This window comes from Achromobacter spanius (assembly GCF_002812705.1).
Classification (GTDB): domain Bacteria; phylum Pseudomonadota; class Gammaproteobacteria; order Burkholderiales; family Burkholderiaceae_B; genus Achromobacter; species Achromobacter spanius.
Genome location: NZ_CP025030.1, coordinates 5035193 through 5061239, shown reverse-complemented (window position 1 = coordinate 5061239; position 26047 = coordinate 5035193). Strand labels below are relative to the sequence as shown.

The window sequence follows — 26047 nt, the reverse complement described above, 5'->3', positions numbered from 1 at the left end:
CCGAGAAAAAAAGGGGGCTGCTGCTACGCCGCGCGGGCCACTTGATGGCCGGGCGCGAATTCAGTCAGCGGAATGATGGCCGGTTCGTCGCCGACGCGGCGTACCGGGCTGGGAATTTCACCTTCGATCAGCGAGGTATCAATATGGCGGCCGGGCTCGGCCACCGGCACGGCGGCCAGCAGCTTGCGCGTGTAGGCATGCTGCGGCGATTCGAAGATCTGCCGGCGCGTACCCAGTTCCACGATCTGGCCCAGGTACAGCACCGCCACGCGATGGCTCACCTTTTCCACCACCGCCATGTCGTGCGTGATGAACAGGTACGACAAGCCACGGTCTTTTTGCAGATCCATCAGCAGGTTCAGGATCTGCGCTTGAATGGACACGTCCAGCGCGGAGACGGATTCATCGGCAATGATCAGCTTGGGGTTGCTGGCCAAGGCGCGCGCGATGCACACGCGCTGGCGCTGGCCGCCCGAGAATTCATGCGGATAGCGCGTGGCGTGCTCGGGCTTCAAGCCCACTTGCTCAAGCAGTTCGCCCACGCGGCGGGCGATGGCGTCTTCGCCATGCAACAGGCCGTGCGTGCGGATCGGTTCGGCGATGCTGAAGGCTACGGTCTTGCGCGGGTCCAGCGATGCGTACGGATCCTGGAAGATGTACTGGATTTCCTGGCGCAGGCGCTGGCGGCCGGCGGCGTCCATCGAAAAAATGTCCTGGCCGTTGTAGCGCACCGCGCCCGAGGTCGGCGCCACCAGTTGCTGCAAGGTCTTGCCGATGGTGGACTTGCCGCTGCCCGATTCGCCCACCAGCGCCAGCGTTTCGCCGGGGTAGACATCAAAGCTGACTTCTTCCACCGCATGCACGCGATGCGTGACGCGGCCGAACAGGTTGTGGCCGACGTCAAAGCGGGTGGTCAGTTTTTCCACGCGCAGCACGGGTTCGTCGTAGCTGGCGGTGTCTTGTTCGCGGGTTTCGCCCACTTCGCGCAGGGTGTCTCCGTCCAGCACGGTTTGCGGCGTGCGCAGCGGCAGGTCGCGGCCGGTCAGGCTGCCCAGGCGCGGCACGGCGGCCAGCAGCGCGCGCGTGTACGGATGCTTGGGCGCGTTGAAGATCTCATCAACAGTGCCTTGCTCGACCTTCTTGCCGCGCAGCATCACGACCACGTCGTCGGCCATCTCGGCCACCACGCCCATGTCGTGCGTGATGAAGATGACGGCGGTGCCCAGGTCGCGTTGCAATTCGCGAATGGTGTTCAAAATCTGCGCCTGGATGGTGACGTCCAGCGCGGTGGTGGGTTCGTCGGCGATCAACAGGCGCGGCTGGCATGACAGTGCCATCGCGATCATCACGCGCTGGCGCATGCCGCCCGACAACTGGTGCGGATAGCGGTCCAGCAGTTGTTCGGCGTCCGGCAGGCGCACTTTTTCAAGCAGCTTGCGGGCCGACTGGCGCGCGGCCGAGCGCGACAGTTGCTGGTGCAGCATGATGGCTTCCACGATCTGGTCGCCAATGGTGAACACCGGGTTCAGCGACGTCATCGGTTCCTGGAAGATCATGGCGATGTCGTTGCCACGTATGGCGCGCATCTGCTCGTCGGTGGCCTGGGTCAGGTCGGTTTCGCGGCCATCGTTGTCGCGAAACAGGATCTGGCCCGTGGCGACGCGGCCGTTGGAGTAATCCGTCAGGCGCATGATGGCCATGGACGTTACCGACTTGCCCGACCCGGACTCGCCCACGATGGCCAGCGTCCTGCCCGGCTTGACGTCGAAGTCCAGGCCGTCGACAGCGCGGAACACGCCGTTGTCGGTATTGAAGTCAACCGATACGCCGCGCACGGACAACAGCGGGGCGGTAGAAGAAGCGGTGGTGCTAGACAACGTGGATTCTCACAGCGAGGTGGCGGCGCGGGCGGCTTGGTCGTACAGGCCCGAGAGGGCGCGCAGGGTGTTGGCCAATTGGTGGCTGGCCTCGTCCGCCGCGGGGGAGTCGATGAACGATTTGACGAGGCATTGCTCGCGCACTTCGGCGTAGCGCGCAATGGCGGCAGCGCCGGCGTCGGTGGTGGTGTAGATCACTTCCTTGCCCGTCTTGGCGCTTTGCACCACACCCAGCCGCTCCAGCTTTTTCAGCGAGTAGTTCACCAGGTGGGTGTCTTCGACGTTCAGCGTGAAGCAGATGTCGGCCAGCTTCTTGCCGCGTCCTCGGTGAAACACGTGGTTCAGCACCAGGATGTCCAAGGAAGTCAGGTCAGGCAGGCCGGCGCAAGCCATGCAGCGCACCATCCAGCGATTGAACGCGTGGGACGCGATGATCAGGCCGAACTCCACCTCGGACAACTGCGGGGCAGAGGTAGCGAGATGGGCGGAAGAAACGATGGCGTCCCGGATGGATGCAGACATGACAGGCGTGTGTGGGGACGGTTCGATGACAAAACGTTGGCGAATTATTGACGATTTGTTGTTATGGAGGCATTCGGGATAACCCTGGGTAATAAAGCAATCGGATCGCGTTACGGCGTGCCAGTGATTGCCGCCGTTGAACGATCCGTATCGGGCGTGCTTTCCCGCAGTGACCAGGTGCCATCGTCGTTGGACGTCAACCAATGCGTGGGCTCGATCCGTTCCAGGAACACGGCATCGTGCGACACCACCACCATGGCGCCGGGGTATTGCGCCAGCGCGTCTTCCAGCGCCTGGGCCGACGCCATGTCCAGATGGTTGGTGGGTTCGTCCAGCAGCAGCAATTGGGCGGGCTGCTTGCGCCATAGCGCGGCGGCCAGCGCGGCCTTGATGCGTTCGCCGCCGCTCAAGGTGGCGGCGGGCGCCTGGACCAGAGCCGGTCCCAGGCCCAGCAGGGCCAGGCGGCTGCGCAGTTCGCCCTGCGACAGCGGCGCGCCCAGGGCGTCCAAGGTTTGCAGTAGCGATGCATGTGCGGGCAATGCGCCAGCGCGTTGGTCCAGCATGGCGGTGGGTACGCGCACATCGCAGCGGCCGGAACGGGCCGGCAGATCGCCCGCCAGCATCGCCAGCAACGTGCTTTTGCCGCAGCCATTGGGCCCTTGGATCGCCAGCCGAAAAGGGCCGGCCAGGCTCAAGCTGATCGGTTGCGCCTGTTCCGGAAAGGGAAGCCGGGCGGCTTCCAGATGCAGGACGCGCCGTCCGGCGGGCACCGTGGTGTCGGGCAAGGCCAAGGCCACGCCCGGCGTTGGGGGCGCCCGCAAGGCGGCCAGCCTGACGGCGTCTTCCAGCGCGGCGCCCGCTTGCAGGCGGCGCAACCGGTCGCGCCCGGCATGGGCTTGGGCATTGGCCTTTTTGGCGCTAAGCAGGATGGCCGCCTGATTGGACTCGCGGGCATTGCGGCTATTGCGCGCGCTGCGTTGCTGCTGCGCATCGTGCTGTTGCCGCAACGCGCGCAAGCCGGCCGCGCGTTCGTTGCGGGCGTGCTCCAGGGCGGCGTCGGCGGCAGCATCCTGCCTGTCCCGCTGGGCGCGCCAGGCACTGTAGTTGCCGGCGTGCCCGCTTAGCGCGCCGCCGTTGAGTTCAACGATATTGGCCATGACATCCAGCAGGCGGCGGTCGTGGCTGACGACAATCAGCGCGCCGCGCCATGCGCTGATTTTTTCGATCAGCCAATCGCGTGCACGGGCGTCCAGGTGGTTGGTGGGTTCGTCCAGCAGCAGGCCGTCGGCGCCTTGCAGCAGCGCGCCTGCCAGGGTCACGCGGGTCAATTCACCGCCGCTGGCCACGTGGGCGGGGTGCGTCAGCGGCCAGTCCGGCAGGCCGGCGCCGGCAAGCATCCGCGCCCAATCCTGATGGATCAGCCAATGGCCTTCGGCCAGATCGAAATCGGCGCGATCGGTGCTGCCCGCTTCGATGTTGGACAGGGCGCGGACGACGGCGCCCAGGCCGGCGACATCGGCCAGCGTGGTGTCGGGGCAGTAGCTTGGCGTCTGCGGCACATGGGCCATGCGCCCGTGGCGCACGACACGGCCTGACTGCGGGGCCAGCGCGCCAAGCATCACCCTTAGCAGCACCGATTTCCCCGCGCCGTTGCGGCCGATAAGGCCATGGCGCGCGGTGGTGAACTCGTGGCTGACGTCGTCAAGCAGCACGCGGCCGTCGGGCAGCGCCAAGGTGACGTGCTGCAAGCTGAGGAAGGCGGAACCGAGCGCGGGGGACGTGACAGAAGGAGATGCGACGAAGGGGGACGTGACGCGGGACGGATGCGTCGGGGATTGCGTCGAAGGCGGCGCGCTGGAAGACCGGGCCATGGATAGCTCTCCGAAATAATGAAACGCTTTGCGCGGCGGGCGGCAAAGAGGGATCAGAAGGAGGGCTTAAAGAATCATGGCCTTGCGGGTCTCCATGGTGAGGGCGAAGGGGTTCGAACTGAATCGGTCGTCAAAGTTCCCGCCTGTCGCGGTGGGCCGGCAGTCGGACGGGCTAGCTCAGGTTTCCAGCAGCCGAAGATCCGGCGGACGGTTTTCGATAATGGCTTCCATGCTGAAGAAACCCGTCACGGTCGACAGTTCAAAATCGGTGATCAGCTTCTGATAGAAGCGGTCATAGCCGGCCATGCCTCGACAGACGACCTTGATCAGGTAATCCCAGTCGCCGCCGATGCGATAGAACTCCGTCACTTCGGGCAGGCGTTCAACGTGCTGGCGGAAGCCGTCGGCCCAGGCCTTGGCGTGGTGGCTGGTGCGGATCATGACGAACACGGTCAGGTCCAGCCCCAGCGCGACCAAGCTGACTTCGGCCCGGGTGCCGCGAATGATGCCGCAGGCATTCAGGCGTTGAAGCCGGCGCCAGCATGCATTTTGCGAAAGGCCCACCCGATCGGCCAGCTCGCGCTGCGACAGCGAACCGTCTTTTTGCAGGCAAGAGATGATGCTTAGATCAAGCTTGTCTATTTTTTCCAGTTGACCGTTCATATGACCCATATTTAGCAGATTTACGCAAAATTACGGTGATGTTCGTTGTTGGCTTCCATCGTATGATATTTCGGATCAATTGGAAGACCATCATGACTACGCTTACCGCCACGGCCTCCGACACCGCAGGACCGTTGCAGCAGTTTCAAGACAGCCTGAAAACCGGCGATATCGCCGCCGCGCTTGCCGACGGCCTGATCGGCAAAGACGCATTCATCGACGGCCCCTTTGGCCGCAAGCCCCTGGTCTACGCCGACTACGTCGCATCAGGCCGCGCCCTGATACAGGTCGAGCGCTTCGTCCTGGAACAGGTGCTGCCGTACTACGCCAATTCCCACACCGAAGCGTCTTACTGCGGTGGCTTCATCACGCGCTTGCGCCGCGAGGCCCGCGCCGCAATCGCCCGCTGCTGCGGCGCCAGCGACGCGCATGCGGTGATTTTTGCGGGCTCCGGCGCAACGGCGGGCATCAACCGCCTGGTCCACCTGTTCGGCGTGGATGCGGCGGTGGCGGCGGGCAAGCCGGTTCGCGTAATCATCGGCCCGTACGAACATCATTCGAATATCTTGCCGTGGCGCGAATGCGGCGCGGACATCGTCGAAGTGCCTGAAAGCGCGCAAGGTGGCCCCGACCTGGCGGCGTTGGACGCGGCGCTGGCCGCGCCCGCCGGCACGCTGGTGATCTGCGCCTTGTCGGCCGCGTCCAACGTGACCGGCATCGTGGCGGACGTGGCCGGCATCACCCGGCAGGTCAAGGCGGCCGGCGCGAAAATGCTGTGGGACTACGCGGGCGGCGCGCCTTACCTGCCCATCCAGATGTCGCCCGCCACGGACGCGCAGATCGACGCCATTGTCTTTTCACCGCACAAGTTCATCGGCGGGCCGGGCGCATCGGGCGTGCTGATCGTGCGGCGCGACGCGGTGCTCGACACCACGCCGACCTGGCCGGGCGGCGGCACCGTCAAGTTCGTGTCACCCGAGGGCCATGATTACAGCGGCAGCCTGGAATCGCGCGAAGAAGCGGGTACGCCGAACGTGGTGGGCGACATCCGCGCCGCGCTGGTCTTGTTGGTGAAGGACGCGCTGGGCGCCGATTTCATGCGCCAGCGCAACGCCCACTTCGTGCAGCGCGCGCTGGCCGCTTGGCAGGGCGCGGGCCAGTTGGAATTGCTGGGCTCGCTTAGCGCCAATCGTTTGCCCATCTTTTCGTTCCGCGTGCGCAATGCCCAGGGCGGGTTCGTGCATCAGCAATTGGTGACCCGCCTGCTCAGCGACCGCTTCGGCATCCAGGCGCGTGGAGGCTGCGCGTGCGCGGGGCCGTACGTGCACCGGCTGTTGGACATCGACCCCGCCCAGTCGCGGCAGATGCGCCAAGCCATTCTGGATGGCCGCGAAATCGAAAAGCCCGGCTTTGTCAGGTTGAATTTCAGCGTGTTGCTGTCGGATGAGAAGGCCGACTTCATTCTTGAGTCGGTCCTGGCGCTGGCGAATGACGCCTGCCAATTCGAAACGCGCTACGGCTTCGATCCCAGCCGCGCCATCTTCTTCCCGCAACACAGCGAGATGGAAATGTCCATCTGATGCCAAAGGCCTCGCCGCGCTGATTCACGGCGTGGCGACGCCAAGCGCGAGGCTTCAGCCCTCAGTCTTGCATCTGCCTGGCGCACGTCCGGATCCAGGCGGCCTTCATGTCGGCAAGTTCCTCGGACGCCTGGGTCAGCCTGCGCACGACGGCGTTCGAAAACGCGGCGCCCTGGCGGCGGCACGCTTCAAAATCATCGCTGAGCGCGTAGCGCGCATCCAGCAGATCCAGGCGGCCCTGGCAAAGATCCCGGTTCAGCTCCAGATTGTTGGCCGCTTCGTGCGTGCGCTGCGCGTCTTGCTTGCGCTTCAAGCTGGCCTCTGCCGCATCGATGCGGGCAACACAGTCGCTATCGGCGCGCGCCGGTGCGGCGGCGCAAGCCGCGAAGATCAAAAAAATGGCCAGTGGCCGACGGTGCTTTGCTGCCATGCGAAAAACCTTGGTGTGGCGTGGCGTGCATCATAACTGGTGCGAAAAGCGCTCGAGATTCTGTTGCGCCGCACGCCTGCCACTGCATGGAAAACCAGTATGGTGATTCGCGGGAACCGGTCTACCATCGACCACGGCTTTCTGATTCAAAAGACCCGAGCCGCAACGGAATCGGGCGCCTGCCTTCCGGCTGAAGTTCTGTTTTATCAACACGTCACGTTGGAGATGAAAGAGAATGACCACACCCCTCATCAAGGTCGATCTGGACCAGTCCCCTTACGAAAACAAGCACATCCACAACCGTTGGCATCCGGATATTCCGATGGCCGTGTGGGTCAAGCCCGGCGACGATTTCGTACTGGAAACCTATGACTGGACGGGCGGCGCAATCAAGAACGACGACAGCGCCGACGATGTGCGCGACGTAGACCTTTCGACCGTGCATTTTCTTTCCGGCCCGGTGGGCGTGGAAGGCGCGGAGCCCGGTGACTTGCTGGTGGTTGACCTGCTGGACATCGGCGCCAAGCCCGACAGCCTGTGGGGGTTCAATGGCTTTTTCAGCCGCAACAACGGTGGCGGTTTCCTGACCGAACATTTCCCGCATGCGCAGAAATCCATTTGGGATTTCCACGGCATGTTCACGTCGTCGCGCCATATTCCCGGCGTGAATTTCGCCGGCCTGATCCATCCCGGCCTGATCGGCTGCCTGCCCGACAAAAAGCTGCTGGACACGTGGAACCGGCGCGAACAGGCGCTGATCGACACCAACCCCAACCGTGTGCCGCCGCTGGCCAATCCGCCCGCGCCCAAGACGGCTCACATGGGTGCCCTGCAAGGCGCAGACCGTGATCGCGCAGCGGCCGAAGGTGCACGTACGGTGCCGCCCCGCGAGCACGGCGGCAACTGCGACATCAAGGACCTGTCGCGCGGGGCCCGCGTGTTCTTTCCGGTCTACGTGCAGGGTGGCGGCCTGTCGGTGGGGGATCTGCACTTCTCTCAAGGCGATGGCGAAATCACCTTCTGCGGCGCCATTGAAATGGCGGGCTGGGTGCATATGCGCGTGTCGCTCATCAAGGGTGGCATGGAAAAATACGCCATCAAGAATCCCATCTTCAAGCCCAGCCCCATCACCCCCGCCTACAAGGACTACCTGATCTTCGAAGGCATCTCGGTGGACGAAGAAGGCAAGCAGCACTACCTGGACGTGAACGTGGCTTATCGGCAGGCGTGTCTGAACGCCATCGAATACCTGAAGAAGTTCGGCTATTCGGGCGCGCAGGCGTATTCGCTATTGGGCTGCGCGCCGGTGCAGGGCCATATCAGCGGGGTGGTCGACATTCCCAATTCCTGCGCCACGCTGTGGCTGCCCACCGAGATCTTCGACTTCGACATTCAGCCCTCGGCGTCAGGGCCCGTCAAGCATATCCAGGGCGGGGTGGACATGCCGCTCTCGCGCGATCGCTAAGGAGAGCCGCGATGCCCATGTATGACTATTCCTGCGGCGGGTGCGGCGATTTTGCCGCCCTGCGGCCGCTGGCGCAGTGGCGCGATCCGGCGGCCTGCCCGCAATGCGGCGCCGCGTCGGGCCGCATCATCAGCGGGGCGCCGGCGATCTCCGCACTGTCGTCCGCCGTGAACCGCGCACGTGCCGTGAACGAACGCAGCGCGAACGAGCCGCGCAGTTCGCGGTCGGGGCATGGCATGAACTGCGGTTGTTGTGGAGGCGGGCGCGCATCGGGCAAGACGCGCACCAGCGCTGATGGAGCGAAATCATTCGCGGGCGCAAGGCCCTGGATGGTCAGCCATTGAGGTGTTTGCGTGATGAACGAAGCGCCGGCCGATTGCAACATCGGCCGGCGCTTTTTGTTTGCGCGTGGCTGGCTTCAGGCTTGGGCTGGCGCCACCGCAGCGCCTTGAATCTTGTGGCGCGTCAGGGCCTCAGCGACGAACCCCGATTTCTTCATGGCTTCGACAAAGGCGGCCAAATACGCGCTGGCCTTGTCGCCACGGCTCTTGGGTACGCCCATGGCCTGGCGGATCAGCATGAAGTGGCCGTCCAACAGCCGCAGCCCGCCCAGGCGCGCGGCGTCGGCTTCAAGCTGTTGCTTCACGCCCGCCGCCACTTCCAGGTTTTCCTGCAAGAACGTGTCGACCACGGCGGGCGAGGTCGGGGCGCGGAAGATTTCCGCGTGCTTCAGCTCGCGCGTCAGGTACAAGTCGTACGCGCTGCCTTTGCCGACCACTACGCGCACGCCGTCGCGGTCGACCTGCTCCATGGCGGTGACAGGCGAGTCCTGGCGCACCAGGTAAGCCCCTTCGATGACGACATAGGGGGCGGTGAAGGCGATCTGCTCGCCGCGCAGCGGGTCAATGGCAAAAAAGCCCACGTCCGCCTGTTCCGTAGCCACGGCGTTGACGGATTCGCCGGCTGACTTGAACACCACCAGATCCAGCTTCACGTCCAGGCGCCGCGCCAGTTCCGTGGCCAGATCCACCGACACGCCGCCAGGCTGGCCGGTGGCCGGGTCGGTGTTCGCCAGGATGGGGTTGCCCAGATTGATGGACGCGCGCAGCGTACCGTTCGGGGCAAAGGCGGAAAGCAACTCGTGGTCGGTCTTCATGGCTTCCTTGAGGGTGGGGCGCCGATGGGCTGGCGCGCGGTTCGCATCAAGAAGAATAGCCGGAACGGAATCGCTGGAAAAGGACAGGCAGTACCAAGGCGCTGGCGGAGACGGGTAACACCCAGGCGTTTGCGCGATGCCGCGCCCAGCCCCGCGCTGTATTGCAGGCCTGATTGCTCAGCTTACTGCGCGCGGCGCAGGACGTAGTGCGGGGCCAGCGGGCCGGTGGGGCGGGTGCCGTCGCGGTACAGCATGATCACCTGGTTCTCGGCGACGAAGTAGCGCTGGCTATCGCCCGAGGCGTCCAGCCGGATGGTGCTGCCGTCTGATTCCCAACTGAACGTGCCGGTAACGATCTCGGGCTGCGGCTCGCGGTCCAGATACTGGGTCTGGCGTTCATAGCGGTCGCCCTTCATCAAGGTCAGCCGCGTCTTGATGCCGGGGCAATCGGCGCAGGGCAGGGTGCCTTCGTAGCTGCCCGGCCAGTCCAGCGCGTTGCGCGCGGTGTGGCCATCGGCCGGCGTGTCGCGAGCGTCAGGCGACGAAAAGGGGGCGCAGCCGGCAAGCAAGGCAAGGCTCAGGGTGCAGGTCAGGGTGGTTTTCATCATGGCGAGCTCCTGTGGGTAAACGGGTTCACGATACGGACAGTAAATAGGGTGTGCTGAAACGGGATGTAAGGTGCGCAGCGTGGTCTTGGCATGCAGGCGGCGCTCTGGTAGGGGGCTGAGGTAGACTGCGCGCCATGGATCCCGAACTGCTCAATCTGTTGGTGACTCGCGACATGCCGTTCGGCAAGTACAAGGGACGCCTGATCGCCGATCTGCCCGGCCCGTACCTGGCGTGGTTCGCGCGCAAGGGCTTTCCCCCCGGCGAACTCGGCCGCCTCCTGGCGTTGATGCATGAACTGGACCACAACGGCCTGTCGTCCTTGTTGGCGCCGCTGCGCGCTGCGCGCTCGGGCGCGGCGCCAAAGCGATAGCAAGCCGGGCTTGGCCGCGTCGGAAGGCCGCAAGAAACCGCGAGAAACATCTCTGCCGTCGCCGGTAGCGTCTTGGCACGCCGGGTGGCGGCGGGCGGCGCTACGATAAGCGGCGCGCCCCTGGGGGCATCCCACGCTTTGCTGTTCCGGATGCCCAGCGCGGAAAGCCCGCCGCCCCGGGGCGCCTGCCCATTCAAGAGAGAGGTCTTTATGAAGAAATATTCCGTTCCGGCTTGCCTGCTTGCCGCGGCGTGCGCCTTGGGAGCCGTGAGCGTCTCGCATGCACAGAATGCCGCGCCGGCCACGCAGGAAATGCAGTTTCCCAGCCAGCCGTCCAAGGATGGCAGCCAGTCGCCGCCGTCGACCCTGCGCATGACGGTTACCCCCGCGCCAGGAACCGGCCCCGTGGTGATCCGGGATTCGGCGGAAAGCCAAGCTGAATATGTGCGCTGCCGCGAAGTATCCGACCGCGCCGCCGTGTCCAACGCGCAGATGCAGGCCGGCGTGGCGCAGTGCCTGAAAGAGCTGGAGCAGCGCCGCCAGCAGTAGCGCGGCGCGTCAGGCGGGCGCATGGTGCGGCAAGACGTTTGGCTCATCAGCCAGCCTGGGCGCCGCCGCGCCGGCCTTCGGGGGCGATCGGGGCGGGCTCTTCGAGGCAGGCGTTTTCGGGCGAGCCCGTGGCGCCGCAACCGGCGCGGGCTTGGGCGGCGAGGGTTTGGACGCCTCGGCCAGCAAGGTGTCGGGCAGCGCAAAGCCGTCGAAGCTGGCTTGCGTGAACGGGTTGTTGGCCTTTTCGGCGGTGATCCGGTAGCGCATGGCGCCGTCGTTTGCCGAGAAACTCAAATCGACGCTATTGGCCGTCGCGCTATCCAGCCGCGCCTGGCTCAGCAAACGAAACATCGACCACGACCCGCGATACGCCAGCCCGCTGCTGGTGCCGGCCGCGCTGACCAGTGTGATGCGGCTTTCCGTGGAGTCGCCTAGGCTATTCGGCCAGATCAGCCCCACGCTGTTGCTGGCGCCATGGCTGTAACTGATCAACTGGCCTTCCACGCTAAGAACGCTGCTGCGGCGGCTGGAGGTCAGCCCCAGGGGCTGGATACTGAACTGCACGCCCAGCGCGCCCCGGCTGTTGAAGAAGGCGTCGCGGATGCGGTCGGCGGCCTCAAGCTGCGCCAGCACATCCATCCGTACCAGATAGCCACCCCGGCGCTCTGAATACAGGGCCTCGAGGTTGTCGTCGAAGAACAGTTTCAGGTATTGCTCCTTGAACTGCGCCAGCCTGCCTTGCGGCCCGAACAACGCGGTGAAATCCTCAAGCGATGCGTCGATGCGACTATTCGGGTTGAAGGGATAGCGTCCGGCCAGGCGTTCCTGGTAGTAGCGGTACACGTCCGTCTCCCAGCGCCGCTCAAGCTCTTTCAGGGCTTCGATCAACAGCACTTGCGACGATTCGTCGGCCAGCTTCTTCACCTGCCGGTTCAAGGGCTCGGGCAAGCCGACGGCCACGCGCTGCAGGTTCCCGATCGGGTCCGCGCCCTTGAGCGCAAAACGGTCCAGCACCACCGCAAGCGCGGCCTTGCCGGGTTCGGGGCTGTCGTGCACGGTCTTCAGGGTGTCGTGGACACGGCTGATGGCGGCCATGCTTTCGTCCAGGTAGGACGGCTTGTCGCCCTTGGCCACCAACAGGTCCGCCAAGGGCGCGAAGGGCCGCGCGATGGCGGCCTCGGAGCCGGCGTTGTCGCGCACCGTCTCGACCAGCCGGCGCAGCGGCGCCGCGGGGCCGATCACACTGCCCAACACGGTCACGGCCTGGCCCAGGTCGTTGAAGTCAACGACCTCAAGCTGGTTCAGGCCGCGTTGCCAGGTATCGATGTAATCGCTGCGGTACAGCGCGCGCACCCGTTCGGCCAGCACCTGTTTGTCGGCGTCCGAGAAATCAATTCGGTGTCGCTCGCCCAGCGTCCAGCGGTCGATCATTGCGAGGTCGATGTAGTCCGTGCCGTGCGCCGTGAAATAGCCGTGATAACCGGCTGCCGTCAACAAGGGATCGATGCTGGTTGATGCTCGGTGCGGCCCCGTCGTTGCGGCGGGATTCTTGTAGACGATGTCGAATGCGGGGCCGACTTCATTGCGCAGGTCGAGCGGCGAGTGCAGGATCTTGCCGGCCTGCTCGCGCAGGGTCATGTAGACGCGCTGCGGCATGGGTATCTGCCGCAGGCGCTGCTGCACCTCGGCAATGCGGGCCAGGTTGCGGGGCAGTTCGGCGTCGGCATGCTTCATGGCGTAGTCCAGATGGCGCATCAGCGCGTTCTGCACCCATCGTTGGCCGGGAAAGGCTGCCTGCCATTGTTGCTTCATCCAGTCTTCCACAATGGGGGGGCGGCGGTTCTGACGGTCTTCGATCATGCGGTAGACGCGCAGCGCCGCCAGTTGCTGGTTGCTGCCGGAAGGCGCGCCATTGATGGCGTTCATGACGCCGTTTGCCAGTTCCGGTAGAAAGCGCCTGGACAACCACTGCACGTAAGCGTCGTCCACGGTCGCCCCGATCTTGCGGCCTTGATACAGGCCCAGTTCCGAGAGGACGGGCCAAGCCTTGCGGTAGTCTCCGACCACGGCGACGGCGCTGCGAAGCTGATCCAGCGGCTGCAAGAGCGTGCGGCCGGATGAGTCGTTGCCGTTGATCTTGCTGACGCTGAATTCGCGGTTCATCTCCTGCACCGGCATCGCTGTCTGGCGGTTCACGCGATGGGCGTGATACCAGCCAGCGGCCATCAGCAGGCATCCCAGCGCGGCGACGCCGAAGCGCACCATCAGTGTGCGCCGCCACGGCGCCTGCAAGCCTTCCATGTTGCGCATGACGCGATGGGTCACCAGTGACACGCCTCGCGTTGGCGCGACAACAGCGCTTGCAAGCCGGTGGCGTTGAAGGTCAAGCCGTTGAACAACGCGTAGTCGCTCTCCACCCGCAGGCGCTGGCCCGCCACGAAGGGCCGCAACTGGTCAATGGCGACCAGGCCTCGTCCGGCGTCGGCCACGTTGCCTTCGGCCAGCACGCGCCACGGGCGGGCGGCGGACAAGGGCCGATCATCCATATAAAGCTGGACGGTCATCTGGTGGCGCTCGAAGGGCCGATCCGCCTGCAACTGCAAGCGCGAAATGTTGGACAGGCAGGTGATGGCCAGATAGATGGGAGGTTGCGTGTTCAGCGCCGGCGCGGAAATCACCACGCGCTGTTGCCCGGCAGGAGGCTCGTTCGAGTCGGTCAGCAGGAACGTCGAGTCGCCCTCAGGCCGTGTCGATTCGTTCTGCCGGATGACGTCCGACGCGCGCGCCGATGGCGGTGTTCCCGTGGCCGCGTCAAAGCATGCCAGCCGCTCGACGTTGGAGATGAGCTGTGTGCAGTGGCGCAAAGGGGTATCGGCGGCCAGCGCGGCGTGGCCGGCCGGCGCGGCCATCAACAGCATAAGCAGGGTAGCTGTGGGTTTCATGCAGAGTGTTCCTCCCCGTGCAGATTTCACGCCTGACAGCGGCGCGCCAACATGTTTTTGAAGATGCTCAGGATTTGAGAGGCATCCAGCGATCATGAATCGCACACTTTTGAACAAAGTGGTAATCAACAACGAGACCATGCCACTTCGTTTTTATCCATAGGAAGAATCAGAAAGCGGCGTGAATGGCGGCAAATTCCAAGCGTCATTGCGCGCGTTGATGATTGTTTTTCTATTTTCGAATTCGTCCTATTGCGACGGCTCGGCAAGCCGTCTGCGGCAACACGCTTCGTAGAAGGGGCCGGATGCCCTGGAACCGCGCATGACGCCCCCGCCCCGGCGAAGCGAGTACACTTGTCCGCCGTTTTGCTTTCAGCCCCAGAAATCTCCATGATCTCCACCGCATGCGGCGTCGACTTCGGCACGTCCAACTCCACCGTAGGCTGGAGCCGCCCCGACCAGCGCGCGCTTCTCGCCCTGGAAGACGGCAAGACCACCTTGCCGTCGGCCATTTTTTTCCACGATGAAGACGCGGAGGTCAGCTATGGCCGCGCCGCGATTTCCGACTATCTGGCGGGTTATGACGGGCGCTTGATGCGGTCGATGAAGAGCCTGCTGGGCAGTTCGTTGATCGATGGGTCCACCGAAGTCCAAGGGCGTTCGATTCCGTTTCGCGTGCTGTTGACCCGCTTCATCGCCGAACTGAAGCGGCGCGCCGAAACTGCCGCAGGGCGCGATTTCACGCGGGCGGTGCTGGGCCGGCCGGTGTTCTTCGTCGACGACAACACGGCGGCCGACCAGACCGCGCAAGACACGCTGGGCGAAATCGCGCGCAGCGTGGGGTTCACCGACATCGAATTCCAGTTCGAACCCTTGGCTGCCGCCTTCGACTATGAATCGCAGATTGATCGCGAAGAGCTGGTGCTGGTCATCGACATCGGCGGGGGTACCTCGGACTTTTCCTTGATCCGTCTGGGGCCGGGCCGCGCCGCCAAGGCAGATCGTCGCGACGACATCCTGGCTTACGGCGGGGTACACATCGGTGGGGTGGACTTCGACAAGCAGTTGAGCCTGGCACACGTCATGCCGCTGCTGGGCTTGGGCAGCCAGTTGCGCAGCGGCAAGGATGTGCCGTCAACCCAATACGGCAACCTGGCTTGCTGGCACACCATCAACCAGGCGTACACCCGCAAGGCCGCGGAGCACTTTGCGTATATTCGCGCCGAAGCCGGCGACCGCGACAAGATCGACCTGTTGCTGAACCTGGTGAAGCAGCGCGCCGGCCACTGGGTGGCGGTGCAGGTGGAAGAGGCCAAGATCGCGCTGTCGGAAAACCCGTTGGCACGCATCGACCTGTCGCGGATTGCGCCGGAATTGGCGGTGGACGTGACACGCCCGTCGTTCGATGCCTGCGTGGGCCGCTTGATCGAAAAGGTCGAGACCACGGTGGGCGCGTTGCTGCGCGATGCGGGCGTGGCCACCGCGGATGTAGACACGGTGTTCTTCACGGGCGGCTCCAGCCGCGTGCCGCGCTTGCGCGAGACCGTGTCGGCGCTGGTGCCGGGCGCGCGTAGCGTGGAAGGCGATTTGTTTGGCAGCATTGGCGCCGGCCTGGCGCTGGACGCCAAACGCAAGTTCGATTGAGCCTCCGGCCGGGCAAGCGGCCGTGCGGCGTCGGGCGGCGGTGGTAAGCTGCATGGCTTGCCCCGGGGCGGCTCGCCGCCCGCCTGTTTCAAGAGACTAAGACGCCGTCATGACCCGCCCCTCCGCTGAAAGCGATACGCATCTTGTTGAAACGCTGGTGACCCGCGAAGCGCCGTTTGAAGGCAGTTTCCTGAAGGTTCGCCGCGACACCGTCAGCCTGCCCAACGGCAACACCGCAACGCGTGAATACATCGTGCATCCGGGCGCTGTCGTGGTGATCCCGTTGCTGGACGACGGCAGGGTGTTGCTTGAACGCCAGTTTCGCTATCCCATCGGGCGCGTCATGACGGAGTTTCCGGCGGGCAAGCTGGATCCGGGCGAAGACCCGCTGGTGTGCGGCAAGCGCGAATTGCTTGAAGAAACCGGCTACACCGCCGACCAGTGGGCGCACGCCGGCGCCCTGCACCTGGCCATCGCCTATTCCACCGAGATCATCCACATCTTCTTCGCGCGCGGTTTGCGCGCCGGGCCGCGGCAGTTGGATCAGGACGAGTTCCTGGACGTGATCAGCGCGGACCCCGCCGAGCTTCTTGCTGCATGCAGCAAGGGCGAAGTTACCGACGCCAAGACGCTGACCTGCGTGCTGTGGATGCAGAATGTGCTGTCCGGCGCCTGGAAGCTGGACTGGCAGGACAACGCCGCCTAAGGCGTCGCCTGGACCCGTCGTCGTCATGGCCGCATTTTCCATTCTGATCGAACCGGCCGGCCTGCGTTATGACGCGGACGCCGGCAGTTCGGTGCTGCTTGCGGCGCAGGCCGCCGGGATCAAGCTGCCCAGTTCTTGCCGCAACGGGACCTGCCGCGCCTGTATGTGCTTGATGCTGGAGGGTTCCGTGACGTATGCCGTTGAATGGCCGGGGCTGTCGCGGGATGAAAAGGAAGAAGGCTGGATCTTGCCCTGCGTGGCGCAGGCCACGTCCGCGCTGACGATCCAGGCGCCGCTAGCCGCACCGATAGAACCCGCCGCGCCGGTGGAGCGTGCGCTGACCGGGGCGCGTCGCTAAGAGCGTCACTAGATGCGCGCCTACTTGGGCCATTACCTGAGCCATTACCTGAGCCACTACTTGGGCCACTACGCGCACCGCTAATCGCGGGCCCGGCCAAGCAGCGCCAAGGGCAAGAGCGCGGCCGCCATCCCGGCCGCCATGCCCAGCACCAGGCCGGCAAATATCGGCGCGCCCAAGCCCAGCGCCGTCACCACGCCCAACCTTGCACCCAAAATCATGCCCACGGCCATGAGCCCGGCGCAGAGCACACGCTCGGTCAACGGGGGCGCTGCGGGCCAGGGCGCCAGGGCGGCCAGCGCCATGGCGGTGCTGGTCACGGGCATCAGCACCGCGTGCCGCCACGCCATGTCCAGCAAGCCGCCCGGCGCGCCGCATTCGCTGGCCAGCAAGGCGGCGGGCGTGTGGCGGGTGTCGGCCAGCAGGCCGATCAGCATGGCCGCTACACAGGCAAGCCATGGGCCGGTTATCGCGCGCAGCCGTTTAGCCGCAGACGTGGCAGTTGGCGTTTGCGTGGTCGTACCGGTCATGATGGCGCACCCAATCGGTCACGTCGAAGTTCGGGCCGTTTTCATTGCGGCCAAACGCGGCGAAGTCCAGATAGTTATAGGCGCCCGCCAACCTTTCCACGCCACGTTCAAAGGCGGAATACGTCAGGAAGATGTTGCCGTCCGGATCGCGAAAAAAAGCGCTGGCGCCAGGCCGGTCTTCCATGCTGCCGTCGGCGTTGGGCACGGAGGCGTGCATGTCGCCGTTGAAGTCGCAACCTTCGGAAGACAGCCAGGTAAAGCGCCAGCCCATGCGCCGCTTGAACGCGTTCAATTTGGCCAGCGGCGCGCGCGATACCGCCACCACCGTCACGTCGTGATGGCGCAGGTGCACGAGCGCGGCGTCCAGGTGGTCGGCCAGGAATGAGCACCCCACGCAGCCTTCGTCCCATTCGGGCGCATACATGAAGTGATAGATGATCAACTGGCTGTTGCCGCCAAACAGGTCGGCCAGGCCCAGCGGCCCTTGCTCGCCTTGAAACTGGTAGCGCTTTTCGACGCGCATCCAGGGCAGGGCGAGCCGGTCGCGCGCGAGCGCGTCCTGGCTGCGCGTCAGGGCTTTCTCGCGGACCAGCAGGGCTGCGCGGGCAGCTTCCCATTCCGGGCGGGATACAACGGCGTGGTCGGTGTGCATGGTGCGTCTCCTGAGTGGCGGGCGCTGAGACCCGCAGCGGGGCGGGCCTTGCGACCCGCCTGTGGGGCAATCGGCAAGTCAGACCGGGCTTGCGAGGTGATCCGCGAGCCGGTCCATGGCGCCCGCCCAGCCGGTTTCGTGGCCGTCTCGGGTGGCTTGGTCGACAAAGGGGGTTTGCAGGAAGGCCAGCTCGGTGCCGCCCTGCACGGGGGTGAATTCAAGGGTGATCAGCGAGGTGTCGTCCGGCGTATCGCGCCATGCCCAGGTGAACACCAGGCGGCGTTGCGGCTCGACCTCCTGGTATTCCCCGCTGGCGTAATGCGCCTGGCCGTCTTCGGTCACAAAGCCCACCTGATAGGCGCCGCCCACACGCACGTCGGTGTCGGCCTGCAGCACGCGCTGGGTGCCGGCGGGGCCAAACCATTTCATCAGCGCTTGCGGGTCGGTCCACGCGCGCCAGAGCCGGTCGGCGGTGGCGGTGAAGCGTCGGGTGAGCCGGAGCTCGATGGGGGTGTTGCCCTGGGCGGGGCCGGGGGCGGGGGTGTTGCTGGGGGCGGTGGACATGGGTGGATCTCCTCGTCGTGATACAGGTAGCGGGCCAGCGAATCGAATTGGCCGGTCCAGAACTTCTCGTAACGCGTCAGCCAGTCGGATGCCGCCTGCATGGGCTGGGGCGATAAGGTGCAACTGACCACGCGGCCGTCCTTGGCGCGTGCGATCAGGCCCGCGTCTTCCAGCACGCGCAAGTGCTTCAGGAAGGCCGGCAGCGACATGGCGTGGGGACGCGCCAGTTCGCTGACCGTCGCGGTGCCCTGTTCCAGGTCCGCCAGCACGCGGCGGCGGGTGCCGTCGGCCAGGGCAGAGAAAACGCTATCCAGCGTGTCGTCGTTTAAGTTAACCATAAGGTTAAGTATCGGCCCGCCACAACGCCGGCGTCAAGCCGACGCCGTCAGGAATTTCCCTAGGTTCTTATTTACCGCGCGGCTTGATGATGTCGCAGGCGGCTGCGCGCTCGCCCGTCTGGGCGCCGAAACCCAATAGCGCCTGGGCGCCGCAGACCGAGCCGAACATGCGCTTGCTGTCGTGCCCCACGCCGCCCACCTCAAAGCTGCTGTGATGCAGCGGCACGGGCTTGGCGCCGCGTGCGGCCAACACATGTTCGTACTGCACGTAGCCGGTGCCACGTGCCAGGCGGGTGGCGCCCTGCGCCTCGGCGCCGCAGGTCTTGTCCAGCAGCCGGTGTTCGGGGTTGTTGTCCGCGCCGCCCAACAGGTAGATGACCTCGCGCGCGGCATAGCGCACGAACAGCCGGCTGTCGTCGGTGTCGCCCGCGTAGGCGGGCAGCTTGTCGGTGCCGTACTTGTACTGGTTGTAGGTGGGGCAGATGCCGCGTTCGTAACGGGCGTAGCCCTTGCCGTCGGCGCGGGGCCGCTCGTTGCTCAGGTACAGGTAGGACGAGGGGTTGGCGACCACGTAGCGCAGCGACAGGCCGTCGCGCCGCAGCGTGCCGTCGAGATTGTTCAGGATGGCGTAGCGGTGCACCAACTGCGCGCCGGCCGAATGGCCGGCCAGCACAATGCCGGCCAGCGTGGGCAGGCGCTTGCGATCGTCCAGGCTGCCAAGCAGGTCGTCCAGCACCTGGAAGGACGTGACCGGGGCGGGCCGGCCGCTGGCCTTGACGCTTTCGCCTCCGTCTTCCCAGTCGGCTTTACGCCATGCGGCCATGCCGCCGAACCCGGAATCGATCGAGCCCGAGAAGCGCGGCGCCAGGATCAGCGTGTTGCGCGCCCGGTCCGGATTGTGCGTGAGCAGTTGCGCGACGGTCTCGTAGTAGCTGTCGGCATCCCGCTTGACACCGTGCACGACGATCACGATTTGCTTGATGTCGCGCAGGTCATCCTTGGCCAGGTTGCGATTGGCGTAGACCGGCATCTTGTAGCGGTGGCCCGGCTTGCCCAGTTCAACGGTTTGCCACCGCAAGGGCGCGGCGCGCTGGGGCGTGGGGACGGGCTCGTCGTAGTCGTAGGGCGGGGGGAGCGGCGTCTGGGCATGCACGGCCGCGGGGGTCTGTATCGCGGCCAGCATCGCAGTCAGCGCCACGGCCGCGCCCAGCCGACGCCCACGGGCCAGGCGCGTAACGTGGGACAAGGAAGGAGCGGGCGCGCAACGCATGGCGCGAGGGGCGTTCAGCAGCTTTCTTGGCCCAGCAGTTGCTTCAGGGCGGGCAGGTCCAGGATGCGGACCTCGCGCTGATTGATCTTGATCAGGCCTTCGCGCGCGAAACGAGAGAACAATCGGCTGACGGTCTCAAGGGTGAGGCCCAGGAAATTGCCGATTTCTTCGCGGCTCATGCGCAATACGAACTCGGTCGACGAATAGCCCAGCGAGGCATAGCGCTGCGACAGGTTCAGCAGGAAAGCCGCCAGGCGCTGTTCCGAACGCATCGAACCCAGCGACGCCAGCATTTGATGCGAGCGCGTGATTTCACGGCTCATCAGGCGGCGGAACTGTTGTTGCAACGAGGGCAGGTGCGCGGCCACGCGGTCCACTTCGTTCAGGCGGATGACGCAAACCTCGGAGTCTTCCAGCGCCACGGCCGCCGACACGTGCTTGCCTTCCAGCATGCCGTCCATGCCGACGATTTCGCCGGGCAGGTGGAAGCCGGTGATCTGGATCTGGCCGGTGGCGTCTTCCAGTTGCGTCTTGATGCTGCCAAAGCGCACGCCGTATACAGCGTCAAGCGGGTGGTCCAGCGAATACAGCATCTTGCCCTTTTCAAGGCGCACGCGCTCTTGCACCAGCTCGTCCAGCTTTTCCACTTCGGCGGCGGCCATGCCCACGGGCACACACACGTGACCCAACATACACGTGGAACAGTGGGCGGCATCCGGGGCAACGGGAACCCGTTTTTGCATACGATGACCTTTATAGTGCCCGGCGCGCCGGGAAGGCGCGCACGGGTGTACAAGCGTGAAGACAAAATCCATTGTAGTCGGTTGTTACTACGGGTGTCTTACGGGCCGGTGGGCGCCGGCCGCGCTTGCCGGTAGGCGATCCAGTCGTCTTGCGCAATGTCGACGGCCAACGCCCGGTGCGCCGGATCAATCGGATAGTACTGGCAGGGCAGGTCGAGAGCACCATCAACGGGCGCTTCCAGCCGCGCGGTGATCTCGCGGCGCACAAAGCAGCAGGGCTGCCCGGGGACGTATTCCTCGATTTCGTCCATCAGGGCGATCAGGGCCGGGTCCACGCGATAGACGTCGCCCCGCACCCGGCGCCCGTCAGCCACGGGGATCAGCCCCGGCCACTGGCCGAAATCCACCAGCATGCCGGGCACCGTGGCACGTGCCACCCATTGGGCCGCGGGCAGGCCGCGCCGCGCGGCGGCTTGCGCCAGATCATTGATTTCGCCTGCGCGTAGGGTGCCGTAGATAAAAACGTATATGCTCATAAATCGGTTCTTCAAGCCGTCGAAGCCCAGCACGTCGAAGCAAACCATGGGGCGGCAGGTGTTGAAATTCTCTCATCCGGCCGCATATTCAGGATATCGAGCCAGCCGGCACGTATCGGTCAGGCTCTCCAACAAGCCAAACGACCATTATGCGATTCGACAAACTAACCACCAAGTTCCAGCAAGCCCTGGCCGACGCTCAAAGTCTGGCCGCCCGTAACGATCATCCCTATATCGAGCCCGTGCACGTGCTGTCGGCATTGCTGTCCGATCCGGACAGCGGCGCAGGCAGCCTGCTGGCGCGCGCCGGCGTGGCGGTCAACCGCCTGCAGCCCGCGCTGGAAGCCGCCATGAAGTCCTTGCCGCAAGTGCAGGGCGACGACAACGTGCAGGTTGGCCGCGACTTGAACGCGGTGCTGACCCGCACCGACAAGGAAGCCGCGCGCCGGGGTGACACCTATATCGCCAGCGAATTGTTCCTGCTGGCGCTGGCCGACGACAAAGGCGAGGCCGGCCGCATCCTGCGTGAAGCGGGCTTGCAGAAGAAAGCCCTGGAAGCCGCGGTCGACGCCGTGCGCGGCGGCGAAAACGTCTCGGGCGCCGAAGGCGAGTCCAACCGCGAGGCCTTGTCCAAGTACACCCTGGACCTGACCGAGCGCGCCCGGCAGGGCAAGCTGGACCCGGTCATCGGCCGCGACGACGAAATCCGCCGCACCATCCAGATCCTGCAGCGCCGCACCAAGAACAACCCGGTCCTGATCGGTGAACCCGGCGTGGGCAAGACCGCCATCGTCGAAGGCCTGGCGCAGCGCATCGTCAACGACGAAGTGCCCGAGACCCTGCGCGGCAAGCGCGTGCTGTCGCTGGACCTGGCCGCGCTCCTGGCCGGCGCCAAGTTCCGTGGCGAATTCGAAGAACGCCTGAAGGCCGTGCTGAAAGAGCTGGGCCAGGACGACGGCAGCAACATCGTCTTCATCGACGAACTGCACACCATGGTGGGCGCGGGCAAGGCCGAGGGCGCGCTGGACGCGGGCAACATGCTCAAGCCGGCGCTTGCGCGCGGCGAGCTGCATTGCATCGGCGCGACCACGCTGGACGAATACCGCAAGTACATCGAGAAAGACGCGGCCCTTGAACGCCGCTTCCAGAAGGTGCTGGTCGACGAACCCGATGTGGAATCCACCATCGCCATCCTGCGCGGCTTGCAGGAACGCTATGAAATCCACCACGGCGTTGAAATCACCGACCCGGCCATCGTCGCGGCGGCAGAACTGTCGCACCGCTACATCACCGACCGCTTCCTGCCCGACAAGGCCATCGACCTGATCGATGAAGCCGGTGCGCGCATCCGCATGGAAATCGATTCCAAGCCGGAAGTGATGGACAAGCTGGACCGTCGCATCATCCAGTTGAAGATCGAGCGCGAGGCCGTCAAGAAGGAAACCGACGACGCCTCCAAGCGCCGCCTGGGCGTCATTGAAGACGAGCTGGAAAAGCTGCAACGCGAATACAACGACTTCGAGGAAATCTGGAAGGCCGAGAAGGCCGCCGTGCAAGGCACCCAGGCCATCAAGGAAGAGATCGACAGCGTGCGCGCCGAAATGGCGGAACTGCAACGCAAGGGTCAATTCGACAAGCTGGCCGAACTGCAATACGGCAAGCTGCCGGACCTGGAGTCGCGCCTGAAGGCCGCCGAAGTGGGCGCCGCGCAGGCCGCTGAAAACGCCGAGGGCGACGGTAGCCGCCCGCGTCTGTTGCGCACCCGGGTGGGCGCGGAAGAGATCGCCGAAGTGGTGTCTCGCGCCACCGGTATTCCGGTGTCCAAGATGATGCAGGGCGAACGCGAGAAGCTGCTGCAGATGGAGGAATTCCTGCACAAGCGCGTGGTGGGCCAGGACGAGGCCGTGCGCCTGGTGTCCGACGCCATTCGGCGTTCGCGCGCGGGTCTGGCGGACCCGTCGCGGCCCTACGGTTCGTTCCTGTTCCTGGGCCCCACCGGCGTGGGCAAGACCGAGCTGACGCGCGCGCTGGCCGAATTCATGTTCGACTCCGAAGACCACATGATCCGCATCGACATGAGCGAATTCATGGAGAAGCATTCGGTGGCGCGGCTGATCGGCGCGCCGCCGGGATACGTGGGCTACGAAGAGGGCGGTTACCTGACCGAAGCCGTGCGCCGCAAGCCGTACAGCGTGGTGCTGCTGGATGAAGTCGAAAAGGCGCATCCGGACGTGTTCAACGTGCTGCTGCAAGTGCTGGACGACGGTCGCCTGACCGACGGCCAGGGCCGCACGGTGGACTTCCGCAACACGGTGATCGTGATGACGTCCAACCTGGGCTCGCATCACATCCAGAGCCTGGCGGGCCAGCCTTACGACGTGGTCAAGGAAGTGGTGTGGGGCGAACTCAAGGAAACCCTGCGTCCCGAATTCCTGAACCGTATCGACGAAGTGGTGGTGTTCCACGGGCTGGAAGCGCAGCACATCGAGTCCATCGCCCGCATCCAGTTGCGCCGCCTGGCCGCGCGGCTGGAAAAGCAGGAAATGCGGCTTGAGGTCACCGAGCCCGCAGTGGCCGAACTGGCCCGCTCCGGCTTCGATCCGGTGTTTGGCGCACGCCCCTTGAAGCGCGCGATCCAGCAGCAGATCGAAAACCCGGTGGCGCGCATGATCCTGGAAGGCAAGTTCGGGCCACGCGATGTGGTGCCGGTGGATTGGCAAGACGGTGAATTCATCTTCACCCGAACCTTGCAGTAAGCAAAACCTGCAGTAAGCAAAAAGCCTGGCATTGAAAGATGCCAGGCTTTTTTTGTGCCGTGTTCGGCGCGCCGGGTTTACCGAGGGGGCTTACCGGCGGGGTTCACCGACGGAGGCTACTTCACTGCGCGACCGTCACGAACACCGGGTTCGAATAGAACCACAGGTCGTTGTAGTTGCGCGCGTTGATGGCGTTGAAGCGCGCGACGTTATCGGCCAGGTCCACCTTGGCGTCAGGCAGCGGTTCGCCTGCGGCGGTTTCGCCGGCCACGTCCACGCCCAGGTTGGTGCCGCGCAGGCGCAGATACTGGCTCTTGTCCGCGGTCACCGTGGTCTTGATGACGTTGTAGCCGTCGGCGTCCACCGTCCAGTCGGCGCGCGTGAAGCGGGCCAGCACGCGGGTGGTCGGGTTAGTGTCGGCGTCGTAATCGGGCGTGCCGGCGGCGGCGCGCGCGCCCACGTCACCCACGATCAGGTCCACGTGGTTGACGGTGGGCTTGACGTAGGTGGGGTTGCCGCTTTCGATCGGGTATTCATAGTTGTTGCTGTCCGGGCTGCGAAAGCGGATGGTGACTTCCACCTTTTCGCCCTTCGTGGCTTGCAGTTCGCCGCCCATGTGCACGGTGCCGGCCGCGCCTTGCGCCTGGAAGTCCAGGGCATCGATCAGGTCGCCGAACACACCGAACACGCGGCCGCTTTTCAGGCCGGCCACCACCGCCGCCATGTTGTCGCCGTCTTTCCAGACGTGCGTCTTGGCGTATTCGCCGGGCGCATAGCCCGAGCTATACAGGCCCGAGGCGGTACGGAAATGGAAGTCGGAATCCGCCACCGTCCAGATGCGCCGGCCTTCGCCCAGCAGCGCGTCCCACGTGCCGCCCAGATGCGCCACCAGGTAGTCCACGCCGCCATAGGTGCGGTTGGGCAGGAAACCGGCGGTATAGGCCTCGGCGTAGCCGCCGCGGTCGGGTTCCATCTGGTTGCCCACCATGCCTTCGATGGCGAAGAAGACATTGGGCGCCAGGTCATTCATCTCGCGTAATTGCGCCACGGTGTACTTGCCTGCGTACCGCGACGGGTGATTCAACAGCATGTAGCTGTCGGGATGCTTGTCGCGCAGCCACTTCAGCGCCGCCAGCGAATCCGCATGCGTGGTGTAGGCGCGGGTTTCGCCAGACAGGCGCGACACCAGCAAGGGGTCGAACAGGGCGGGGGCGCGGTTGGTGAACAGGTACTCGAATTCGGCCACGGCCGTGAGCGACTTGTCCGACAGCGGGTCATCCGTGCCGATGCCGATGTTGACGTGGTCATGCGTCGGCATGTCCCATTCGAAGGACGAGAAAATGATCTTGCCGGCATAACGGCCGGCTGCCTGCGCGGTCTTGATGAAGGGCACTTCATACAAGGCCATGCCGGTGGAAAACGGAATGGCGCCGCCGGCCAACGTCGTGCCGGTATGGTCGCGGTTCGACAACCGCAGGTGGTTCGAGAGCGCGGCCCAGTCCAGCTTGTAGCGGTCAAACGCCTGGTCCAGCGCGCTTTCCAGGCTGACTTGCGCGTCGTCCGATTGGTAGGTGTGCACGTGCAGGTCACCCGTGGTCCAGGCGCCGGTTTCGACGGGCGTGGGGGCCGGCTCCGTGACGACCGGAGGCGTGGGGGCGACGGCGGCTTCATTATCGTCATCGTTACCGCAGGCGCTCAACAGGGTGACGCAAGCCAGGGACAAGGGCATGATGGCCCGGCGCAAGCGGGATACTTCGAACTGCATGGACACACTCCAACGTCGCGCGGCCCGCGAAGGCAGGCCGCAAAACGCCGAACTATGCCCGTGGCGGGTGACGCGGCCGTGACAGCAAGGCGTCTGCCTTTCGCGGTGATGGTGCGCCGTTGCGGTGTGCAGGGGCTATGGGCAGCGGCGA

Annotated in this window: 26 protein-coding genes; 9 read left to right on the top strand and 17 right to left on the bottom strand. The window is 65.0% G+C overall.

Features of this window, described 5'->3' with window-relative positions:
- Positions 1-23: 23 nt before the first annotated feature.
- The 4 genes from CVS48_RS22825 to CVS48_RS22810 form a co-directional block, all read right to left on the bottom strand.
- Positions 24-1877, bottom strand: a complete 1854-nt coding sequence (locus CVS48_RS22825; protein ID WP_167401043.1) for an ABC transporter ATP-binding protein — start codon at positions 1875-1877, stop codon at positions 24-26.
- A 9-nt stretch (positions 1878-1886) separates the two neighbouring features.
- Positions 1887-2399, bottom strand: coding sequence for a winged helix DNA-binding protein (locus CVS48_RS22820; protein ID WP_100856425.1), 513 nt, complete (start codon positions 2397-2399; stop codon positions 1887-1889).
- Positions 2400-2509: 110 nt separating this feature from the next.
- Positions 2510-4270: an ABC-F family ATP-binding cassette domain-containing protein gene (locus CVS48_RS22815; RefSeq protein ID WP_100856424.1), complete on the bottom strand. Its 1761-nt coding sequence runs from the start codon at positions 4268-4270 to the stop codon at positions 2510-2512.
- A gap of 177 nt (positions 4271-4447) precedes the next feature.
- Positions 4448-4933: an Lrp/AsnC family transcriptional regulator gene (locus tag CVS48_RS22810; RefSeq protein ID WP_100856423.1), complete on the bottom strand. Its 486-nt coding sequence runs from the start codon at positions 4931-4933 to the stop codon at positions 4448-4450.
- Positions 4934-5025: 92 nt separating this feature from the next.
- Here CVS48_RS22810 and CVS48_RS22805 point away from each other — a divergent pair, with 92 nt between their 5' ends.
- On the top strand, positions 5026-6513 hold the full coding sequence (locus CVS48_RS22805; protein WP_100857814.1) for an aminotransferase class V-fold PLP-dependent enzyme: 1488 nt from the start codon (positions 5026-5028) through the stop codon (positions 6511-6513).
- 61 nt (positions 6514-6574) lie between these two features.
- Here CVS48_RS22805 and CVS48_RS22800 read toward each other — a convergent pair whose 3' ends face one another.
- A complete protein-coding gene (locus tag CVS48_RS22800; protein ID WP_100856422.1) occupies positions 6575-6943 on the bottom strand; it encodes a hypothetical protein in 369 nt (122 codons plus the stop codon).
- Between the two features lie 235 nt (positions 6944-7178).
- On the opposite strand from CVS48_RS22800, the gene fmdA reads away from it, so the two are divergent.
- Both fmdA and CVS48_RS22790 read left to right on the top strand, forming a co-directional pair.
- Positions 7179-8408 carry a formamidase gene (gene fmdA, locus CVS48_RS22795; protein WP_100856421.1) on the top strand — a complete coding sequence of 410 codons (1230 nt, stop codon included), beginning with the start codon at positions 7179-7181 and terminating at the stop codon, positions 8406-8408.
- Between the two features lie 11 nt (positions 8409-8419).
- Complete coding sequence (locus CVS48_RS22790; protein WP_100856420.1) at positions 8420-8752, top strand: FmdB family zinc ribbon protein; 333 nt, start codon at positions 8420-8422, stop codon at positions 8750-8752.
- Between the two features lie 74 nt (positions 8753-8826).
- Here CVS48_RS22790 and CVS48_RS22785 read toward each other — a convergent pair whose 3' ends face one another.
- Both CVS48_RS22785 and CVS48_RS22780 read right to left on the bottom strand, forming a co-directional pair.
- On the bottom strand, positions 8827-9564 hold the full coding sequence (locus tag CVS48_RS22785) for an ABC transporter substrate-binding protein (protein ID WP_100856419.1): 738 nt from the start codon (positions 9562-9564) through the stop codon (positions 8827-8829).
- Positions 9565-9746: 182 nt separating this feature from the next.
- Entirely contained in the window at positions 9747-10172 is a 426-nt protein-coding gene (locus CVS48_RS22780) for a copper resistance protein NlpE (protein WP_100856418.1), read from the bottom strand.
- A 134-nt stretch (positions 10173-10306) separates the two neighbouring features.
- On the opposite strand from CVS48_RS22780, the gene CVS48_RS22775 reads away from it, so the two are divergent.
- Both CVS48_RS22775 and CVS48_RS22770 read left to right on the top strand, forming a co-directional pair.
- Positions 10307-10543 carry a DUF3820 family protein gene (locus CVS48_RS22775; protein WP_100856417.1) on the top strand — a complete coding sequence of 79 codons (237 nt, stop codon included), beginning with the start codon at positions 10307-10309 and terminating at the stop codon, positions 10541-10543.
- A gap of 210 nt (positions 10544-10753) precedes the next feature.
- Positions 10754-11092 (top strand): hypothetical protein, encoded by a 339-nt coding sequence (locus tag CVS48_RS22770; RefSeq protein WP_100856416.1) that lies wholly within the window; start codon positions 10754-10756, stop codon positions 11090-11092.
- A gap of 9 nt (positions 11093-11101) precedes the next feature.
- Here CVS48_RS22770 and CVS48_RS22765 read toward each other — a convergent pair whose 3' ends face one another.
- The gene (locus CVS48_RS22765) at positions 11102-13417 is read right to left on the bottom strand and encodes an ImcF-related family protein (protein ID WP_197723140.1); all 2316 of its coding nucleotides are present in this window, start codon (positions 13415-13417) and stop codon (positions 11102-11104) included.
- Entirely contained in the window at positions 13414-14034 is a 621-nt protein-coding gene (gene vasI, locus CVS48_RS22760; protein WP_197723141.1) for a type VI secretion system-associated protein VasI, read from the bottom strand. Before vasI ends, CVS48_RS22765 begins: the two co-directional genes overlap by 4 nt.
- Positions 14035-14424: 390 nt before the next feature.
- On the opposite strand from vasI, the gene CVS48_RS22755 reads away from it, so the two are divergent.
- The 3 genes from CVS48_RS22755 to CVS48_RS22745 all read left to right on the top strand — a co-directional run bounded on the left by CVS48_RS22755 (position 14425) and on the right by CVS48_RS22745 (position 16742).
- Positions 14425-15678 carry an Hsp70 family protein gene (locus CVS48_RS22755; protein ID WP_100856415.1) on the top strand — a complete coding sequence of 418 codons (1254 nt, stop codon included), beginning with the start codon at positions 14425-14427 and terminating at the stop codon, positions 15676-15678.
- A gap of 109 nt (positions 15679-15787) precedes the next feature.
- Positions 15788-16384 carry an NUDIX domain-containing protein gene (locus CVS48_RS22750; protein ID WP_100856414.1) on the top strand — a complete coding sequence of 199 codons (597 nt, stop codon included), beginning with the start codon at positions 15788-15790 and terminating at the stop codon, positions 16382-16384.
- A 25-nt stretch (positions 16385-16409) separates the two neighbouring features.
- On the top strand, positions 16410-16742 hold the full coding sequence (locus tag CVS48_RS22745) for a 2Fe-2S iron-sulfur cluster-binding protein (protein WP_100856413.1): 333 nt from the start codon (positions 16410-16412) through the stop codon (positions 16740-16742).
- A gap of 80 nt (positions 16743-16822) precedes the next feature.
- Here the strand turns inward: CVS48_RS22745 and CVS48_RS22740 are convergent, their stop codons facing one another.
- From CVS48_RS22740 to CVS48_RS22710, 7 genes are all read right to left on the bottom strand, one after another.
- On the bottom strand, positions 16823-17179 hold the full coding sequence (locus CVS48_RS22740) for a hypothetical protein (protein ID WP_100856412.1): 357 nt from the start codon (positions 17177-17179) through the stop codon (positions 16823-16825).
- Positions 17180-17225: 46 nt separating this feature from the next.
- On the bottom strand, positions 17226-17924 hold the full coding sequence (locus CVS48_RS22735) for a DUF899 domain-containing protein (RefSeq protein WP_100856411.1): 699 nt from the start codon (positions 17922-17924) through the stop codon (positions 17226-17228).
- A 78-nt stretch (positions 17925-18002) separates the two neighbouring features.
- Entirely contained in the window at positions 18003-18431 is a 429-nt protein-coding gene (locus tag CVS48_RS22730; protein ID WP_100857811.1) for an SRPBCC family protein, read from the bottom strand.
- Positions 18353-18826 (bottom strand): ArsR/SmtB family transcription factor, encoded by a 474-nt coding sequence (locus CVS48_RS22725; protein WP_100856410.1) that lies wholly within the window; start codon positions 18824-18826, stop codon positions 18353-18355. Before CVS48_RS22725 ends, CVS48_RS22730 begins: the two co-directional genes overlap by 79 nt.
- 67 nt (positions 18827-18893) lie before the next feature.
- Entirely contained in the window at positions 18894-20096 is a 1203-nt protein-coding gene (locus CVS48_RS22720) for a hypothetical protein (protein WP_100856409.1), read from the bottom strand.
- 14 nt (positions 20097-20110) lie between these two features.
- Complete coding sequence (locus CVS48_RS22715; RefSeq protein ID WP_100856408.1) at positions 20111-20839, bottom strand: helix-turn-helix domain-containing protein; 729 nt, start codon at positions 20837-20839, stop codon at positions 20111-20113.
- Positions 20840-20937: 98 nt separating this feature from the next.
- A complete protein-coding gene (locus tag CVS48_RS22710) occupies positions 20938-21375 on the bottom strand; it encodes a gamma-glutamylcyclotransferase family protein (RefSeq protein ID WP_100857810.1) in 438 nt (145 codons plus the stop codon).
- Between the two features lie 149 nt (positions 21376-21524).
- Here CVS48_RS22710 and clpB point away from each other — a divergent pair, with 149 nt between their 5' ends.
- Positions 21525-24131, top strand: a complete 2607-nt coding sequence (gene clpB, locus CVS48_RS22705) for an ATP-dependent chaperone ClpB (protein ID WP_100856407.1) — start codon at positions 21525-21527, stop codon at positions 24129-24131.
- A gap of 121 nt (positions 24132-24252) precedes the next feature.
- Here the strand turns inward: clpB and CVS48_RS22700 are convergent, their stop codons facing one another.
- Positions 24253-25896: a CehA/McbA family metallohydrolase domain-containing protein gene (locus CVS48_RS22700; protein WP_100856406.1), complete on the bottom strand. Its 1644-nt coding sequence runs from the start codon at positions 25894-25896 to the stop codon at positions 24253-24255.
- Between the last annotated feature and the right edge of the window lie 151 nt (positions 25897-26047).

Excerpts from the sequence above, each read along its gene's own strand:
- vasI (WP_197723141.1), bottom strand. The coding sequence starts at position 14,034 with ATGAAACCCACAGCTACCCTGCTTATGCTGTTGATGGCCGCGCCGGCC.
- CVS48_RS22715 (WP_100856408.1), bottom strand. The coding sequence starts at position 20,839 with ATGCAAAAACGGGTTCCCGTTGCCCCGGATGCCGCCCACTGTTCCACG.
- CVS48_RS22775 (WP_100856417.1), top strand. The coding sequence starts at position 10,307 with ATGGATCCCGAACTGCTCAATCTGTTGGTGACTCGCGACATGCCGTTC.
- CVS48_RS22700 (WP_100856406.1), bottom strand. The coding sequence starts at position 25,896 with ATGCAGTTCGAAGTATCCCGCTTGCGCCGGGCCATCATGCCCTTGTCC.
- CVS48_RS22815 (WP_100856424.1), bottom strand. The coding sequence starts at position 4,270 with ATGGCCCGGTCTTCCAGCGCGCCGCCTTCGACGCAATCCCCGACGCAT.
- CVS48_RS22810 (WP_100856423.1), bottom strand. The coding sequence starts at position 4,933 with ATGAACGGTCAACTGGAAAAAATAGACAAGCTTGATCTAAGCATCATC.
- CVS48_RS22750 (WP_100856414.1), top strand. The coding sequence starts at position 15,788 with ATGACCCGCCCCTCCGCTGAAAGCGATACGCATCTTGTTGAAACGCTG.
- CVS48_RS22820 (WP_100856425.1), bottom strand. The coding sequence starts at position 2,399 with ATGTCTGCATCCATCCGGGACGCCATCGTTTCTTCCGCCCATCTCGCT.
- CVS48_RS22785 (WP_100856419.1), bottom strand. The coding sequence starts at position 9,564 with ATGAAGACCGACCACGAGTTGCTTTCCGCCTTTGCCCCGAACGGTACG.
- CVS48_RS22740 (WP_100856412.1), bottom strand. The coding sequence starts at position 17,179 with ATGCTGATCGGCCTGCTGGCCGACACCCGCCACACGCCCGCCGCCTTG.
- CVS48_RS22725 (WP_100856410.1), bottom strand. The coding sequence starts at position 18,826 with ATGGTTAACTTAAACGACGACACGCTGGATAGCGTTTTCTCTGCCCTG.
- CVS48_RS22710 (WP_100857810.1), bottom strand. The coding sequence starts at position 21,375 with ATGAGCATATACGTTTTTATCTACGGCACCCTACGCGCAGGCGAAATC.
- CVS48_RS22770 (WP_100856416.1), top strand. The coding sequence starts at position 10,754 with ATGAAGAAATATTCCGTTCCGGCTTGCCTGCTTGCCGCGGCGTGCGCC.
- CVS48_RS22780 (WP_100856418.1), bottom strand. The coding sequence starts at position 10,172 with ATGATGAAAACCACCCTGACCTGCACCCTGAGCCTTGCCTTGCTTGCC.
- CVS48_RS22790 (WP_100856420.1), top strand. The coding sequence starts at position 8,420 with ATGCCCATGTATGACTATTCCTGCGGCGGGTGCGGCGATTTTGCCGCC.
- CVS48_RS22805 (WP_100857814.1), top strand. The coding sequence starts at position 5,026 with ATGACTACGCTTACCGCCACGGCCTCCGACACCGCAGGACCGTTGCAG.
- CVS48_RS22735 (WP_100856411.1), bottom strand. The coding sequence starts at position 17,924 with ATGCACACCGACCACGCCGTTGTATCCCGCCCGGAATGGGAAGCTGCC.
- fmdA (WP_100856421.1), top strand. The coding sequence starts at position 7,179 with ATGACCACACCCCTCATCAAGGTCGATCTGGACCAGTCCCCTTACGAA.
- CVS48_RS22755 (WP_100856415.1), top strand. The coding sequence starts at position 14,425 with ATGATCTCCACCGCATGCGGCGTCGACTTCGGCACGTCCAACTCCACC.
- CVS48_RS22800 (WP_100856422.1), bottom strand. The coding sequence starts at position 6,943 with ATGGCAGCAAAGCACCGTCGGCCACTGGCCATTTTTTTGATCTTCGCG.
- CVS48_RS22720 (WP_100856409.1), bottom strand. The coding sequence starts at position 20,096 with ATGCGTTGCGCGCCCGCTCCTTCCTTGTCCCACGTTACGCGCCTGGCC.
- CVS48_RS22745 (WP_100856413.1), top strand. The coding sequence starts at position 16,410 with ATGGCCGCATTTTCCATTCTGATCGAACCGGCCGGCCTGCGTTATGAC.
- clpB (WP_100856407.1), top strand. The coding sequence starts at position 21,525 with ATGCGATTCGACAAACTAACCACCAAGTTCCAGCAAGCCCTGGCCGAC.